This is a genomic window from Caulobacter sp. GW821-FHT10F06 (assembly GCF_058809215.1).
On record NZ_JBXASK010000002.1, the window covers coordinates 618,786 to 634,926 of the forward strand.

Consider the following 16,141-nt stretch of genomic DNA (forward strand, 5'->3'; position numbering starts at 1 on the left):
CTCAGACATAACCCTTTCGTTCCATCACCTCGGCCCAGGCTTGATGAAGCTGGCCGCCCGTGGCGCCCGTCGATTGGCGGTAGGCAATGCCGACGATGTCGCCGATGATCTCCTGACCCATGACTTGAGACCAGCTGTCCCGCACCTGCGGCTCCCGATACGGCGGCAGGAGCACGTCCTGAGTACGGGCCGTCGCGAGTTCCAAACGCCATGCTCGCGAGGCTTCTCGTCCGCCGAGGACCGACGCCACGTTGATGTCTAGGCCCTCGACCACGAACTTGCAGAGCGCCGCTCGCAGCTTGATCTCTTCCCAACCCTCGTCAGTCAGCTCGTGGATCGCGTCGATGGTGAACGCCAGGCGCTTGGAGCCGCCAAGCACCGTCTCTTGGATCGTGATCATCGCTTCGCACAGAAGGCTGACCATGGCGTCGGCGATGTCGGTGGGCCGCACCTCCTTGTCGCGGACGATATTCTGGACCCGCGGCCGCAGCCTGCTGCCGATGTGGCGCGCGAAATAGCGGCCCAAGATCGCCGCCCGGCGATCATACCAGTGTTCCGAACCCGCCTCGATCGCGGCCCCAGTTGCCTTGTCGATCACTTGGCTAAGCTTCATGATCTCTTCGATCAGGTCGAGCGCCTCGAAGAGACCGCCGACTGTCATCACGAAGATCTTCTTGCCCAGCGCCTTTTCCAGGCGCCGCCGCCGTGAGGATTGCAGGTCGATGAGAGGTTTTTGGCCAAACCTCGAAAGCTCGCGCCAGATCGCCCAGCAGATGTCGAAATCCCGGAAGTAGGCCTCGACGTTCTCGAACTCGGTCGCCTCGTCGACGGCCTGGACCATGGCGTTGCGGACCAGCACCAAAAGCTCGGGCAGCCACATGTGCCGGGTAGGGACGAGGTCGACCGCGATGGTATGGCGGGTGCTGCCAGCGAAGTTCATTTGGCCGACGTCGTCGCGGAATTGATGAAGGGTCCGAGACACCCCACCCCGCGGCGCTTGGCTGGTCACCATCGTCGACTGGAAATGGCGAAAGCCGTGTTCAAGCTCGCGATGGATCGCGTGCGGCCGAACATAGGGCGCGGTGCGGTCCTTCGCGTACGCTTTTGCGGTGCTTGGCATCTACCCCCCGAGAGTAAACCTCGATCGGCCAGGACAAGTACGCGTCTGGTCACCGCCGAGGGCGGACAACTAAAGCTTAACCATCATAGCTCGGTGTTGCTTCGATCTGTCAACCACGGGTCGCATATTCGCCGAACCGTTTCGGGTATGCCCCCGGCCAAATCCCGGGCGCCTGTTTTCGGGCAAGCGCCCGGCCGCACCGACCGTCGGTGGGCGCGCTCGCCGCGACACGCGCGGGAAGACGGACATCTATGTCGCCCGGCTACACCAATCGGGAACCGCGTCGGGGCGAGCGAAGTGAGGATTGCCGAGGCTCCAGTGGCCGTCCCGGGCGCCCGAGTGAAGGCTGGCGGCCGATTTCAATCCGCGCGAGCTGGTCAAAGCGAAGGGAAGGGCGGTGGCGGGCTTTCGCCACGCCACCAGGGTAGATCGCCGTCCTCAGGCGGCGCCGGACACCGGCGCGCGCGCGGGGAAAGTCAGCTGTTAGTCATCACGCAGGCCTGGGCGCGACTCGACGTCCCAGGACAGGAACTGTTGCCTGGGCCACAAACAGTTCCGGGTACTGATAGAACGAGCCGTGGTTGGCGGCGGGATAGAGGATCAGCTGGGCGTTCGGCAGGGTCTGCAGCAGGGTGTAGGAATTGATCGTCGGAGCGATCACGTCGTTATGGCCCTGCACGACCAGCGTCGGCTGGCTGATCGACTTGAGGTAGTCGAAGACGCTGTCGTAGCTGACGCCGTACTTGCCCAGCGCTTCGATCTGGCGCGGACCGACTTGGTCATTGACCTCCGGATCACGGCCTTCCTGGCGACGATGCTTACGTTCCAAGAAAGCGCGGCCAGCAGCCTGGCTCGCCGCCGATGGCGAGAAGTGCACGGCCAGCCACAGGTTTTCCGGCGGGTCGTAGGTGGCGCCGAAGATTTTCGCGGCTTCATCCGTCATGGGCGCGATGCCCACGCCGCCGCGAAGACCCGTGGGGTTCCAGCCGGTGCCTGGCCTCCGCTTCGCCTTGTGATGGCGGTGGTCAGCCCTGCACCATCTAGTAGGTGCAGCCGTTCGATTTGACCAAGCCACCGCCGGATGGGGGCGATTGGCTATCGAAGAATGGGGCGCGCCTGTAGCGGCCAACAATGCCCGCCCTCGGGGCAACGCGATTCAAAATTAAGAACGCCGTTCTCTCAGCTTGACGGTTAATTCAATTCACGCTCAAGCTGCAACTTGCTCGCAGAGGTTTCGCGGCGCTCTCCGCCGTGAGTACCGGAAATAACTTTTGTCGTTATCGGCGAAGGCGGGGGCGGGCCGGGGGGCGAGATGAAAAACTACGGCATGGGCGTAATCTTCGCGCTATTGGCGGCCGTGATCGGCGCGAACCTCCTGCACGGTCCGGTCGGGGTGGCGGAGATTTGGGGTGGTAATCGCGCCCAAACTTGGGCGATCACCCTGGCGCTCTTCAGTGTGATCCTTCTCGTCGCCGGAAAGGCCGGCAAAGGACGATGGGACGGCGTGTTTATCGATGAGTTCAATCGTATCAGCCTGTCCCGATTTCAGCTGATCTGCTGGACGATTGTTCTGATCGGCGGCCTTTTTACGGCCGGATTCAGCAATGCCTGCGTTGGGAAGCGCCCCCTAAGCGACATGAAAGGCGTATTGGATATCGCCATTCCGTCCCAGATCTGGGCTCTTCTTGGTTTGAGTAGTTTTTCGGCGTTTTCGGCCCCTCTTCTTCTAAAGATGAGGGCGGAAAGCAAGCAGTCTGTCGTCGCAAATGACAAATATTCTGATGCGTCGTGGATCGAGCTAATCATGTCCGATACCGTGGAGGGCACGGTCGATATTACGAAGGTGCAGCACCTAGCCTTCACCGTTTTGCTCGCCTGCATTTACGCCGGAGATCTTTGGGGCCTCTTCGCCGCTCTGACGGAAGTGCCGGCAACCAAGCTCCCGCCTGAGCCCGCCAAATGGGTCGTTGGACCGATCAGGGGATTTCCAGGCGTAAGTGCGGGGTTCCTGGCGCTTCTGGGCATCAGCCATGCGGCCTACCTCGGCGGTCGGACACCCAAATCGTGAAGGTTCGGCCAGAACGAGAGCGACCATCCCTTGCTCGATTTTCGCGGAGGCAATGCGTGATGCGACGGGTCGGCTTGTTGATCGTGGCGACGTCAATGCTTTTGGCGGGTTGCGCGACGCCGGGCGCCTATCGAGTGGAAGGCGGGATCATCTATCAGCCCTATACGCGCACCGGTGGCGACGGCCAGACGACGATCGATATCCCTGCCCCTTTATCGAAGAAGAGCCATTGCCCGCGCCCGGTCGGCACCCAAACCTTGTCGGCCCGAAGGGTCGTCCTCCAGGCGGATCATCGTATCAAGCCGGCGATCCGCTTCTACGGGCCCAAGACCAGCTTTCAGTCGGCGAATGTTCTGGCCGGCTTCTTCAATGTTTGGGCCGACGCGCAGCCGGCGGGCTGTACGCTGCAAAGCGAGGATCGGGCGATGCTGTTGCGCAATCTCGTGGCGCAGCGACCGCTCGCCATGGAGAGTGCGATCGAAGCTTGGTTCGGCACGGGGGAAGGCGATGACGCCGCCCGCGTGATCGTGCTTCGACCGGGGATGCGGATCTGCGTCAGCGACGTGGTGCAGAGTGGCGACGGCTCCACCAGCTACGCCTTCGCAGGCGAGAGTTGCGCCAGGCTCGCTGACGGCCCTAAGGGGCCCGTGCTCGATCCCATCGTCAGCCGGTTCACCGCGCCCCTCATTTCATCGGACGGACAGAACGCGAAGGACGCCGTCAGGACCGTCCAGAGCTGGCCCGAGATCTCCTATCCCGATTGGGAGAGGCGCGGCTTTGTCGTCGTTCAACCCATAAACATGCCCACCGTGCCCGGACAACGGCCGGAGGCCGGTTACTATTCCCTGCTGATGATCGTCGACTCCGATGCGGACATTCGTGTGGCTCCGTCCACCGGAGGCGCAAAGGTGTTTCCGATGATCGCCGGCATAATGGCCGCTACCCAGGTCGACGGGCGGATCGCCGAGATCTGCGGCGAAGGCGCCCAGGATTTGCGTTGTGTCCGCTTCGGCGAGCGTGGCGTCTACCGAGTCGACCTCACCATCTCGCTGAACGGCACGACAATAGACGTGCCGGTGGGGACCACACTGGCGGGCATAGCTGGCATGGTCGCTCTGGACTTCGCCGGATCCTACCTTACGGGCCGCTCCCCTCTGCGGAACGATGCGATCGCCCAGGACCGCACGCGACGTAGCTACGAAAAACTTAAGCTACGGAGGTGGTTCGACGGTCGTCGCGTCACGGTCGTGCTGCCTGCCGATCCCGGCTCCATGGTGCTTCAGCCCGGAGATCGCATCACATGGTGATGTTCCGCCGCCTGACCGGCCAAATCTACCTTGAGCCCGTCTATCACGCGGACCCCGGTAGGGCGCGGGTGGCGTTCGTGGGGCGAACGGCGATCGCGGACGATGAGATCGATCCGATCAGCAAAATCGAGCAGGGCTGCTTCGTCATATATCCGGAGCTCGCCGATTGGGCGGCGTTCGCCGCGGGCGCGCGAAAGTTGCTGGACACCGCCAACGCCTCGAAAGATGCGCGGGTCGCGATCCTGACGCGCGGCGGAACGATCCCTACCAACCAGCTGGTAAGGGCCGCTCAGCTGGGCGCGCCGATCGTCAACACAAGACTGTGGATCGGGCAGAGAGCCGCCAGCACGGGCGGCGGCTTCACGCCGCCGACGGGCAACGACAAATGGGCGATCGCGCTCAGCAACTGCGTTCTATCCGCTGAAACAGACCGCCGTGGCCTACGGATGAAGTTTCAGGACATGGCGGACAAGCCGGGGCTGACGGTGGGCAACGGCGTCTTCGTCTCGCCCCCCTCGGCTGCGCAATATGTGCGATTGGCGATCACCGGCGACGATCGCGGGCTGTGGCAAATCCCGGCGATGCTCGATGCAAGTCTGTTGGACCTGCTGGGCGTGGGCCCCACCTATTTCAAGGCCAAGTCGACCACGGTCCTCGACCGCTTCACCTACCCCTTGTTCGACTTCGCCCCGGGTATGCGCGAGCGGTTCGACTTCCATTTCGATCTCGGCGATCCGTACAACAAGCTCGGCGAGGGCGCGCGGTCGCGCCTGCAATTGCCAACCTCCGAGTTGCCGGTACATCTCCACGCGGTCCACGGGCAGCGACTTTTCCTGAAGGCGGCGCCCGGCGGTGGGGCGCTCGCTCTGCTGCGTTCTCCCGCGCAATTGGTCGGCGGCTCCGGCCCGCCGGTGCTGCGAGCGCTCGAGCACCATTTCGCGCCACAGGGCGATTTCGAGCTGCACGTCGATCAAACCGGCATCGACGCTGTCCGGTTGGGTCTCGGTGTCTCCAACCTTGAGTCGGTGGCGGTGCGCGTCGGCGCGTCCGGAGATCTTTTGAACTTTACCGCCCGAGAAGCTCTCGTTGTGGACGACAAGGGAGCGAAGCTTTCAGGGGGCGCATCGACGGGCGATCCGCTACCGCTCGATGGCTTGGGCGGGCTATGTGAAACCTCTTGGTTGAACGTGGTCAACGCGGGCAAGGCGCCTCATGCCTTGCAGCTGGCGCTCGATGCGGAAGGCATGCAGGCTTACGCGCCCGTCGCCGGCGGTTTGATGCAGTTTGACCCGAGCCGGACCGGCTTGGCGCCCGAACCGCTTCCGTGGGTGCCGATACTCGGTGTCAGGCAGGCTGCGGGCTTCGATATCGAGCGCGAGTATCTGTCGCGGGCGCGGCGGCGGCAGGCGCTTCCCAAGCGCTTGATCGTTGCAAAATCGCCTTCGACCGCCGGGGCGCAAGACCAGTTGCGTACGCCCCAGGGGTACTGGGTGTCTCGCGCCGCAGAACCCGGCGCGTTCGCCGAAATCACTTTCGGACGCACGTCTGCCTATCAGGCGGACACGGCCGCCGCGACCGAGTTGCCGGATTTCGGGCTGCGCCCTGTGCCCGGCAATCCGCAGAGCGCCGAAATCCTCGCCAATCTTCTCGCGCACAACCGACTGTTCGTCGTCACCAAGCTCAGCAAGCTGATCAACTACTTCGAGCCGACGATGCTTGAGCGCATCTACATGGCCAATTGGCGGGTGGGATGGACGCCGCACGACCGATCGGGACGAGATCCGTGGGTTATTCTAAAGCACGACAACCGTCCGGTCAGCGCCTTGGCGGAGGACGCGGGTCAATGGAGTAATCCGATCGGAGGGCTGGCCCTCGATGTCGGTCAGCGACAGACCGTGCGCCAACTGATCGCCGGGATCGTGACCAAGGCGAAAACCGATCCGCTCTATCGGCCGACGCGCGACCGGCTGACCGATCCCAACTGGAGCGGCTTGCTGCTTCTCGATCTCGATCTAAGCGCATTGCCGCCTCAACTCGGCGCGCTGGAGGCGCTGCTCGACGGGGCGCTCGCGGTGAACCATGTCGGGATCGACCTGACCGCCATTCGCCCTGGCGGCACCGACCGTTCGAAAACGGCGGTGTTCGGTCTTATCGATTTCGAGAAGTCGGACGGCTCCTTCCTGCCGGAGGACAAAACAAGTTTTCAGTTGCGACTGACTAAGTTGAAGCTTTTGGTCGACAACGATGCGGTAAGGGATTTCACCTGCCAGATACAGATCAGTGTCGGTGATTTTCTCGATACGACCGTAAAGGCGGCAAAGCCCATTACCTTGCTTGGTCGATACGATTCACGCGTTACTGAAGATGGGGAGCGGCGAGAAAGTTATAGTTTCTCGGTCGAAACCGATGCCACGTTTAAATTTGACGACGACAATTTCCTAAAATCGTTTTCGGTTCGACGTATTTCTCTTGTCACTGAAGGGCGTAAATCAGGTAAATTGCTTATAGATGGCTCGGTTTCGTTCAATACTATCGGGGGGAATTTCGACCTCCTGGGTATTGAGGAGCTAGATTTTACCGATTTGGCCGTTCGGTTCGATAAAATCAAGAATTTCGTTCTTTCTTTAGATTATCCAAATCTCCGGTTTGATTTTGGTGCGTTCAATCGGCGTGGTCCGGGGAATAAGCCGAGATCGGGCTCCTTTCTTTCGAAGCTGCCTATTAAAGTGCGGGGCTTCAGGTTCGGTGAGTTCAAGCTGCCGGACTTGGGTTATTTCGACTTCTCGGGTTTACCGAGCATAGAGCTGGTTCCGAACTTCAAGCTCGCCTTCGACTTTGACGTCGACTTGGGGTCGTTAGGATCGCTCGCCAAGAAGTTCGAGCGGTTCAAGCTCAACCTCCTGATCGGTTGGACGCCGGGAAAGGACAAGCTGCCGAAAGTCGCCTTCGGATTCCGGATCGATGCAGGCGAAGGGGGCGGGGCCCTCGATTTCGGTATCCAGGGCATCATGCGGTTGACCGCGGAGCACTTCCGGCTGTCGAGCGCCAAGTCCGGCGGTCAGGACGTCATTATTATGGCGGCCTCCAATGCTCGGCTGAAACTCTTTTCGATCGACGTGCCGTCGTCGAAATCGACGCGGTTCGATTTCTATCTTTTCGGCCCGATCAAGGGCGGCTTCCCTGGCGCCGAGAAGCTTGGTTGGTACATGCGGCTAAAGGACGACGCTCCTCAGCCGCCGATCGCCGTGCGCAGTCTAGCGCTTGGCCAGCGGATCGCCATGAAGCTCGGCGCGGTCGACGAACCGACGACGGTGAGCGACACGATCGAATGGCTGGACGCGCAGCAGCAGTTTCAAACCGACAAGGATTTCATCGATTTTGCCGCCAAGCCCGATAGCCCCCTAAACTATGCCCCTGATCGCGAGTGGTTCGCGGCGATGGCGGGCAGCTTTTTCGAGATCGCCGAAATTCAATTGTTGCTGAGAGATCCCGATCTCTACGGGGTTTACTTTAAGCTACTGGGTCAGGATTCGCTTGCAGTCGATCTTCTCTATCAAAAACTGGCCGACGGCGTCGGGCGCTATGCCGCCGAAATCATGTTGCCCGCCGAGATGCGCAACTTCGATTTTGGCGCGGTTGCACTGACGATCGGGCTCATCCGCCTCGAGCTCTACACCGACGGCGGATTCTTGATCGACTTGGGCTTTCCCGAGGAGTTTGACTACACGCGTTCCTTTGTGGTGCAGGGCGGGCCGTTTATCGGCAAGGGCGGCTTCTACATCGGCTGCGTACCGCGCGAGGCGATGCCCAGCATACCGGCCTATCCGACGGGGCGAGCCTTCCGCGTTGGCTTCGCGCTACGCATCGGCCTTGGTCGCGAAGTCGAGAAGGGGCCGCTCCGCGCTTCCCTGAGCGTATCGGTGTTCGGGCGTTTCGAGGGGTTGATCGCCCGTGCGAAGCAAGACCCCGGCGCCTCTCAGGCGCTGCAGGCTTCGAGCGCCGGAACGGCGATGCTCGCGGATCGCGGCTACTACGTCTGGCTACAGGGCGAAGTAGGGATCATCCTCGAAATCGAAGGACGCGTGGACCTCAAGCTTGTCCAAGCCCGCGTGCTCGCCCGCGCGTGGTTGGCGGTCGGCGTGACGCTCGAGACCGAGCAACCGATCCTGCTGCACGGCGTCGTCGGTATCGAAATTTCTCTGGAAATCGTGATCGGTAAGGTTCGCGTCTTTGGCAAGACGTTCAAGATCACGGTTCACGTCGGATATTCCACCCAGCTTCGTTACGAATGGACTTTGCCCGCGCGCTTCCCGTCGACGTTGGCTCTCAAGCGGCAGATGAAAACCGGCTGGAGCCTGCCGACCTCGCGCGGCGCGCCCGCTCCGTTCGCCCTCAAGCTGCTGGTGGACATCAGCCGTTCTATCGACGGCGGTCCGCCCAAAGCCGTGCTGATCCCCACAGCGTTCGTCATGGAGGACACTTCCGACTTCGAAACGCGCAATCCCTACCTTACGCTTGGCCGCGCGTTGATGAATTGGGCGGTGGAGCTTTGCGGCAAAGATCCCGCCACCGTAACGCTGCGTCGCACCGAGCCGCTGGCCGGCGATCCGAAAACCGATCTGTTTGTCGGCGACATTCAGGAAAAGCTACGCGATTTCGATACGCTGCCGGACGCGATGCTCGACCAGTTCTTTGCTGGCCTCTTCGCCGGCTCGACGATCGATGTCGCGTTCGGCACGCCCGCAAGGGGGGGCAAAGAAGACGAGCCCGCCCCGAACAACACCCCGGCTTTCGCATTTCCGTTGCCGCCGGGGCTAAAGCTCGTGCTCGGAGCGCGCCAATATGATTTCGCCAAGATCGGGCTGATCTCCGACAGCGATATCGGTACGATCAGCGATACGCTCGCGCGCCAGTTCGCCCAGCAGCAGAGCGAGCCCAAGGCCGCGCGGGCAGTCGCGGCGCCGGATCGACCGATGGTCGAGCATCTCTTCCGAGGCTGGTGCGAACTCTTCGCCTTGACCACGCTCGAGACGCTGATGGCCGACTGGGCTCCCAACGAGCCGAGCGTTCCGCTGTCGAGGCTGCTCGCCGGCTTAAAATGGCGGATCGCGGCGGCGCGCACGGGACGGACCGCGCTGGGCGGGGTTCGGATCCCGGCGACATCGGGCACGGTTCCTCTGTACGGCCGCGCCGGCCTCTTGATCGAAGCGGCGAAGGGCGACGAGGTTTTTCGGATCGCCGGGCTCTCGGGCGCAACTTGGCTTGCTCCCGGCACTAGCACCATGACCGTCATCGGCGCGAACGCGACGCGCATGGCCGACGCAGATCCCGTGATCAAGTCGACCATTGTGCAGCCGCCCGCGCGAAAGACGATCAGGCGCAGTTTCCTCCAGCCTCCCTCTGACAAGCTGCGCTTGCTTGATACTGGGCAAGAGCTTGGCCTGCTCAATCCGTTCAGCGCGGATCTTTGTGGTCGACTGCTGCTGACCAAGTCGGGGCTGTTGCCGCCGCTTGAGTATCGCGCCCGGCACATGGATACCAAGTCCGGCGAAAAAGTCGTCGAGGAACAACCGATGACGGCGCCGCTGCAGGCGCTGCATTTCGAGATGATGGTCGATACGGTGCAGCGCTCGCGCGATATCGGCGCGTCGGCCGGCACGCCGGTGCTCGATTGCCTGCAGATCTCGGGCACCAGCGAAGCCGAGCGGCGCCCTCTCGATGCGCTGCTCAGCAAGCTCGGCGGCGGCGACCCGGCGGCGCGCCTGAAGGGCGCAACGATTTACCTGGGCGTACGCGATCCAGCGGGACGCGTCGATCTCATCGAGGCCTTGCAGCCGGACCTTCTGCTCGCCCGCTCGACCGTTTCGATCGAGCGTCGTCCCGCGCCGGCTTTCGCCAAAGCCCTCCCACCGTCGCTCGACGACGACACGGTGTTTCTGGCGGGGGCGCAGGATCCGGTCAGCTTCCTGGGGCTGTTGCAACGCGCGGCGATCGTCAACTCCGGCGGAACCTATCTGCTTCTGCCGCGCAATGGCGCGCTCTACAAAAAACTCACTCAAACCCAAGGCTCCAAGCTCAGCGTCGTGGTCGTGTTCGCCGCGACGGCACTCCTACCGCCCGGCGCGGTGAACGGGATCTTGATGAAGGGGGCGGACGCGCGACTGCTCGACCAGAGCGACGGTGGCGCACCGCGGCGGCTTGCGGTTCGCGCCGCGTCGAGCGCCGATCCACTCGCTCTTCCCGAGTTCTTCGAGACCGCGCTGGTTCGCGAGCCAGGATCGGTGTTGTTGCGCGTGTGGCGTGACCGGCCCGGTACCGTCAATCCATCGGATCCGCCAAGCCCGATGGAATGTGCGGCGCACTTGGAGCACCAGCTCGACATGCTGGAGTTCGGCGTGGAGCGCGACGGCAAGTCGCTGCTCGACATCGACAGGTCGCTGCCGATCGCGTCGGAAGAAGCCATTCCGACCGAGGCGACGGCTGAGCAGAAGGAGGACCTGCTCGCCACGCTCCCGCAAGGTCGCATCACCACCGAGTTGCTGCGCTACGATCTACTCGTCCCAATCTGGCGCTTTGCGGACGCCAAGGATCCGGAGAATCCCTATGCCGCGATCGATGGCAAAAGCTATCGCGTCGTCTTTGGGTGGCGTGACGTCTACGGAAATCGTCACGGCAAAATTTCCGGCGAGGCGATCGTCGATCTTCGCTACCAAGATGCGATTATCCCGGTATCGGCTTGGCCGGGTGTGAGCGCCTGGTTTAGTGCGGGCGACCGCGCCAAGACGCTCAAGCTGGCGTTCGCCGCGCTCGACGCCGGCAGCGCCGCCGCAGACGCGCTACAAGACGGAAAGCGCAAACTCCTGCAAGTCATCCATCAGCTTGAAGGACCGGGCGTGACCTTGTCGTTGCGCTCGAGCCTTGGCGCGGTGACCGCGCCCGCCAAGCTCAGCGGGAAGATCGCGGAGTGGCTCCGCTTGGTCCATGGTGGCGCGGCTTCCGCCCCCCTCGAGATCGAGCTGCCCATCAAGATCGACGAAGTCAGTCCGCATCGAATGCTCGACCTCGCGCTCGATATGCAACGCGCGACGGCGTTTTGCGATCGTGACGCGAGCGGGGACGTGAGCGCGATGACGAGCCCGATCGCTCTGCGTCGTCGCAAGGCGAAGGCCGAAGATCCCGCCGACGATCGTGAGGCGATGCTGATCGCGACCGACATGAGAGCGACGTTCATTAAGCATTGGGCCGCGCTTGGAACCAACGACGCCGGCGGCAACAGTTGGTGGTTGGTCGACGAGCGTCTGTTCCCCAAGGCCACGGGAGAGCCCATCGCATACGCGCAGCCTCCGCTCGCGCGCGCGCCGATGAGTGTTGCCGAGGTCGCCTATCCGGATCTGCGTGACGACGGCTCGATCTCCGAGCCTCCTCCCCGCAGAAGCGGCCACGACCTGGACACCGACGCCCTGATGGCCGCGTTCCTGGAGAAGGTCGAAGCTTTCCTTGCGCCGCCGCTGGCGGTGACGATCGCTCGGCTGCCTGGCGTGGGCGGCAAGGACGGCGCCTTCGCCCGGGTGATGGGGGCCAAGCACGCGATGCTGAGCGCGCAAAGCACGACCCAACTGCTGCGCCATGTCTCACCGATCTTCGTCAAGGACGTGAAGGCGGGGAGTAGCGCCAAACAGGCCGCGACCCGAATACTGCGCGACGCCTGCGCGGCCAAGCTGACCCGGTTCCACGAAGTGGCGAGCGTAGCGGTTCAGCCTTTGGTTTATGACTCTAGCGCGCCGACGGGTTGGTTCGGTGCCGAAGGCGAGGACGATCAGCTCGCTCCGAAGCTCTACGGTCGCATGCGTTTTGGAACGGAAGCCGCCGGCCCGAAGGCCCCGAGTGCGATCAGATCCTTGGATCACGGCGTGCCGCTGATGGCGGGCTCGACGACGCTTGCCTTCGCACTGTTGCCGCCGGCCGACGCGGCGGGAGGAGCAAGCGGACAGATCGATCTCACCGACCGCGTGTCGTACGAGATTACCCACGTCGAACGTGAAGTGGATACGCGCACGGCATCCGGCGGTTCTTCGCGGATCGCGCCGCCTCCCGCGCCGTCACGCTGGCTCAGCATCGTGCCGATTGCTGCCTCGGCCAAGCTGCCGACGATCGACATCTCGCGGGGTAATCAAGTAATAGCGCCCGCGCCGGTGAGGCGTCTGCCCAAGGCTCTGGGTATCACCACTCCTGAGATTACACCCGTGGCCAAGAGCCTGCCTGCGGACTATCCCGCCGCGATCAAACAGGCGCGTAGCTGGAACTACGGTCTGGACCTGGTCGGGCTTGTAGAGAACGACCAAGCCTGCTGTCGTTTCGTCTATAATGCCGGCGTCGGATCGGACACGTTGCCGCCGACCCAAACGCCGGCCGCCCCTCTGTTCGATATGCTCCTACCAAGCCTGCTGGCGTTCGACGCGGCTATGGCGCCGCAACCAGGGGAGCTGGAACGTCCGGGGCTGTGGGGGCGCATCAGTACGATGCTGACGGGTTCTCCCGATCCTCAATTCCCCAAGGCTTGCGATCTCTTCGCCGACCTGGTCGAGGCGGTGGCGGACACGCTCGACCAGGTCGGCGTCAATCGCGTAAGCCCGCCCGCTCTGGAAGATCGATTCATCGTAAGCTGGTCTCAACTTCCGGCCGGCGCGAACAGCACCGAAACCTCGATCTTCTTTGTCGATCACCTCCCACCTCCGGAACTCAATGTTCCCGTGCAGGACGAAAAGCCGCTGGCGCCTCATGCGGGGGCAGGCGCGCCGACGGTGGAGATCGCTTTCCCCGGCGCACAGGCAAAGAGCGGCGCCGTCGATCCAGTGACGTTGCGTAAGACCTTCGCCTTTACGGAGAAAATGCCGAAGGCACCTTCGTTGACGCTCAAGCTCGGAGCCATGGACACGATCAAACTGCAGAGCATTTGGCCCGCAGCTTCGATCCGACGTAATGCGATGCTGGCGGGTTTGCCGGTCAACTCCAATTTCATCTACCGTACGGCAGAAATCTATTTGCAAGAGCCGCGGGTGCCCCACCTCAAGGAGACGCGCCCGATAAAACTTGCCACTGCGGCCAAAGCCAGCCTGGTCGAGCGGCTCACGAATGCGCTCAAGCCGATCATGCTGGGAGCGCAGCAACCGCTTCCAGTTCAGCTGCGCCTCGGCGTTGAATCGGTGCGCCTTTCGCAAGCGACGGAGGGTGCCTCGGGCTCCTCTCCGTTCTTCCCCGAACCTGACCCCAAGGTGCAGTTGGTTGTCGAGATGGGGGAGGCCGATGTCGCTGCGACGGCGCAGCGGCTTGCGAACGCGCTGACGCAAATGCTGCAGAACGAACCTCTAGGCGCCCCGGCCGACGCTCAGTTGATTTTGTCCGTCGTGGTGCGGACGGACAAGCATCAGCCGATGTTGGAGATCTCCCGGATCGTCATCCCCCTGGGGTGAGTTGGAGCGCGCCCGTAAGCTTTCAATGCAGTCCAAGGACGGTGTCGCCGAGCGCGATGGAGAAAGGTGCAATGCCATGAACGGCGATGAGGGTCCGCGACCAGACGGGTTCGAAACGGCTCGTCCCGAAAAGAAACGCCATCGTGGGGCGGCGACCGATCGGACACCGCTCACGGAAGCGGACTACAAGCACCACTTCGAACTCTTGGATCGTTATCAAGCCTTCTCGGCCGAAATCGCGCGGATCGGTCTGCTTGCGATCGGCGCTATGGGCATTTTTCTGGCGGCCGAGAGAGGCCTGGCCGAGCAACTTGGCAGGTCTCTAACCCGAGGTCCCGCCGTTGTTGTGCTGGGCTGCGGCTTAATGTGCTGCGTGTGTGCGGCGTCGGCGGCGTTGCTGCATAGGTACGTCTCCTGCGACGTCATGTACTACGTCCTGCGGGCCTATCATCGCCCCCTGAGCCGAGCGGAAACCGCTGCCCGGGATCGCATGTTCGACTTGTCCGAAGCCGCGATCTTGAGCGCACCCGTGATCCTGATCTTGGGCATCGCCCTGCTGGCCGTGGCGGTGATCTTAGGCCTGGCGCAACTGCCTCTTCCAACCTCACCGGCCTGAACCCGATGTGGCCGTCGGTTTGGGGGGCGGGTTGGACATTTGGCGCGCGCGATCGCGCGTCTTCGCAGGCGGGCGACGTTCGAGCGTGTACGCGTATCGGCAACCCAATGGGCAAGGATGGGGGCAGAAGTGGAAGAAAAATCAAAGATCGCATCTGGTATTATCGAGGCAAAGCTGGCGTCCGAAGACGTATTCTCGATCCTGGAAGCTGTCGGTCGTGCCGATCAAATACTGGATCAGCCGCGCACCACGTCGGCGCAATCTACGACCTTGCTGACCGTTCGAGGGATGCTTTTGCAGGATCTGGAGGCGATCCTCACGCAGCGCTTGATCGTCAATGAGGCCGCTCTTTGGGCTCCTCTGGAGCCCTTGGCCCAGGACGCCGTCGAATTTTGGTCGAGCTTTATGGATTTCCGCTATGGAAGCACCAACGTTACGCCCTTGGGCGCGGCCCAGAAGGCTCGACTGGTATGTATTACGCGCGCCGTGTCTTGGACCGAAACGCGACACGGGTCGGATACCGCCAATCACGGGGACCGCGACCCCATGCAGATGGGGCACCCGGCGGATGCTTGGTGGCGGTCTTTGACGAAGCAGGCTGCGGCCTTCGAGCGCTTCGTGGGCGGGCCCAACGCGAAGAACTATTGGAGCCACGAATTACCGGCAAAGGCTAAACCCGGTATCCCTGCCGACGCCGATGTGACGGGCATCGACAAGGCCAAGGGCCACGACGATCCGAACTTTCGCCCTGCCATGAGCTTCTTTTTTGGCATTCCCTACCTGATCCTTCGGATCAACGGCGATCCATTCTTCAAGTGCGGAGATCTCGCCTACAGCGCGCTGTTCGAGGGCGCGGTTCGCTACAATGGCAATCCGACGGTGGAGCCGGAGTACCGCAAACGGTTAACCGAGAATCTCAATCAGACACGCTGCCTACAATAAGCGACCTCGCGGACGCTGCGGAATCCGCGCCGCATTTCGGTCGAGGGTGTCCGGTTGGCGCGCTTTGCGGGGAGCGGCGATCGGCGGGGTAGGGGCTGCGACCCTGCTCGACCGCGGCTGCGTGTCCTGCCGGGCCGATCGCAAGTGCGTGTCGGGTCAATTCGCGCCGACCTTGATACCGTCTTGGTCTAGCGGACACCCCGCGGCCGGAGAAAAACAGAGCCGAAACGGCGATGTCGCGGCTGGCGACCGTGGGTAGGAACTGGGGTGTGGGGCGTAGGGCGGACAATTTAAGTATAGTAGAAATAGAGGGAATTTTTTATCTTGGCGGACTCCGTCTCCGCCATCCCCTATCAGCCGTTCATTTTGCTGCATGAAAATGCAGATGGGCTGATGCCTGACTTGAGGGACGGATTCATCGATTTCGCGCTTATCGATGCTGGTGGCGTGGACGTACGTTTCGTGCGTGAGGTCCATCAGATCGCCGCGAGGCTGCGAACTCCTCATCGATCACGAGGATCGGCCGCTTTCAAAACAGCCTCATCGACGACATCGCCGAAAGAACGCGGCCCATTGTCGTGGAAAGAGCCTCAGCCGTGAGGCGCGCAACGACGCGGC

General features: G+C 62.5%; 8 protein-coding genes. 6 read left to right on the forward strand and 2 right to left on the reverse strand.

The genetic code is table 11. The features are described from left to right. Window position 1: 1 nt before the first annotated feature. Together AC1RUS_RS06175 and AC1RUS_RS06180 are read right to left on the reverse strand one after the other, a co-directional pair. Entirely contained in the window at window positions 2–1,120 is a 1,119-nt protein-coding gene (locus AC1RUS_RS06175) for a hypothetical protein (protein ID WP_492914069.1), read from the reverse strand. Window positions 1,121–1,610: 490 nt separating this feature from the next. Next, window positions 1,611–2,063: an alpha/beta fold hydrolase gene (locus AC1RUS_RS06180; protein ID WP_492914071.1), complete on the reverse strand. Its 453-nt coding sequence runs from the start codon at window positions 2,061–2,063 to the stop codon at window positions 1,611–1,613. 369 nt (window positions 2,064–2,432) lie between these two features. On the opposite strand from AC1RUS_RS06180, the gene AC1RUS_RS06185 reads away from it, so the two are divergent. The 6 genes from AC1RUS_RS06185 to AC1RUS_RS06210 all read left to right on the forward strand — a co-directional run bounded on the left by AC1RUS_RS06185 (window position 2,433) and on the right by AC1RUS_RS06210 (window position 16,123). Next, entirely contained in the window at window positions 2,433–3,188 is a 756-nt protein-coding gene (locus tag AC1RUS_RS06185; protein ID WP_492914073.1) for a hypothetical protein, read from the forward strand. A gap of 56 nt (window positions 3,189–3,244) precedes the next feature. After that, window positions 3,245–4,495 carry a hypothetical protein gene (locus AC1RUS_RS06190; RefSeq protein ID WP_492914075.1) on the forward strand — a complete coding sequence of 417 codons (1,251 nt, stop codon included), beginning with the start codon at window positions 3,245–3,247 and terminating at the stop codon, window positions 4,493–4,495. Further along, window positions 4,489–13,965, forward strand: a complete 9,477-nt coding sequence (locus AC1RUS_RS06195; protein WP_492914077.1) for a hypothetical protein — start codon at window positions 4,489–4,491, stop codon at window positions 13,963–13,965. Before AC1RUS_RS06190 ends, AC1RUS_RS06195 begins: the two co-directional genes overlap by 7 nt. 25 nt (window positions 13,966–13,990) lie before the next feature. After that, a complete protein-coding gene (locus AC1RUS_RS06200) occupies window positions 13,991–14,581 on the forward strand; it encodes a hypothetical protein (RefSeq protein WP_492914079.1) in 591 nt (196 codons plus the stop codon). Window positions 14,582–14,620: 39 nt separating this feature from the next. Next, complete coding sequence (locus AC1RUS_RS06205; RefSeq protein ID WP_492914081.1) at window positions 14,621–15,523, forward strand: hypothetical protein; 903 nt, start codon at window positions 14,621–14,623, stop codon at window positions 15,521–15,523. Between the two features lie 324 nt (window positions 15,524–15,847). After that, a complete protein-coding gene (locus tag AC1RUS_RS06210) occupies window positions 15,848–16,123 on the forward strand; it encodes a hypothetical protein (RefSeq protein ID WP_492914083.1) in 276 nt (91 codons plus the stop codon). Window positions 16,124–16,141 lie beyond the last annotated feature (18 nt).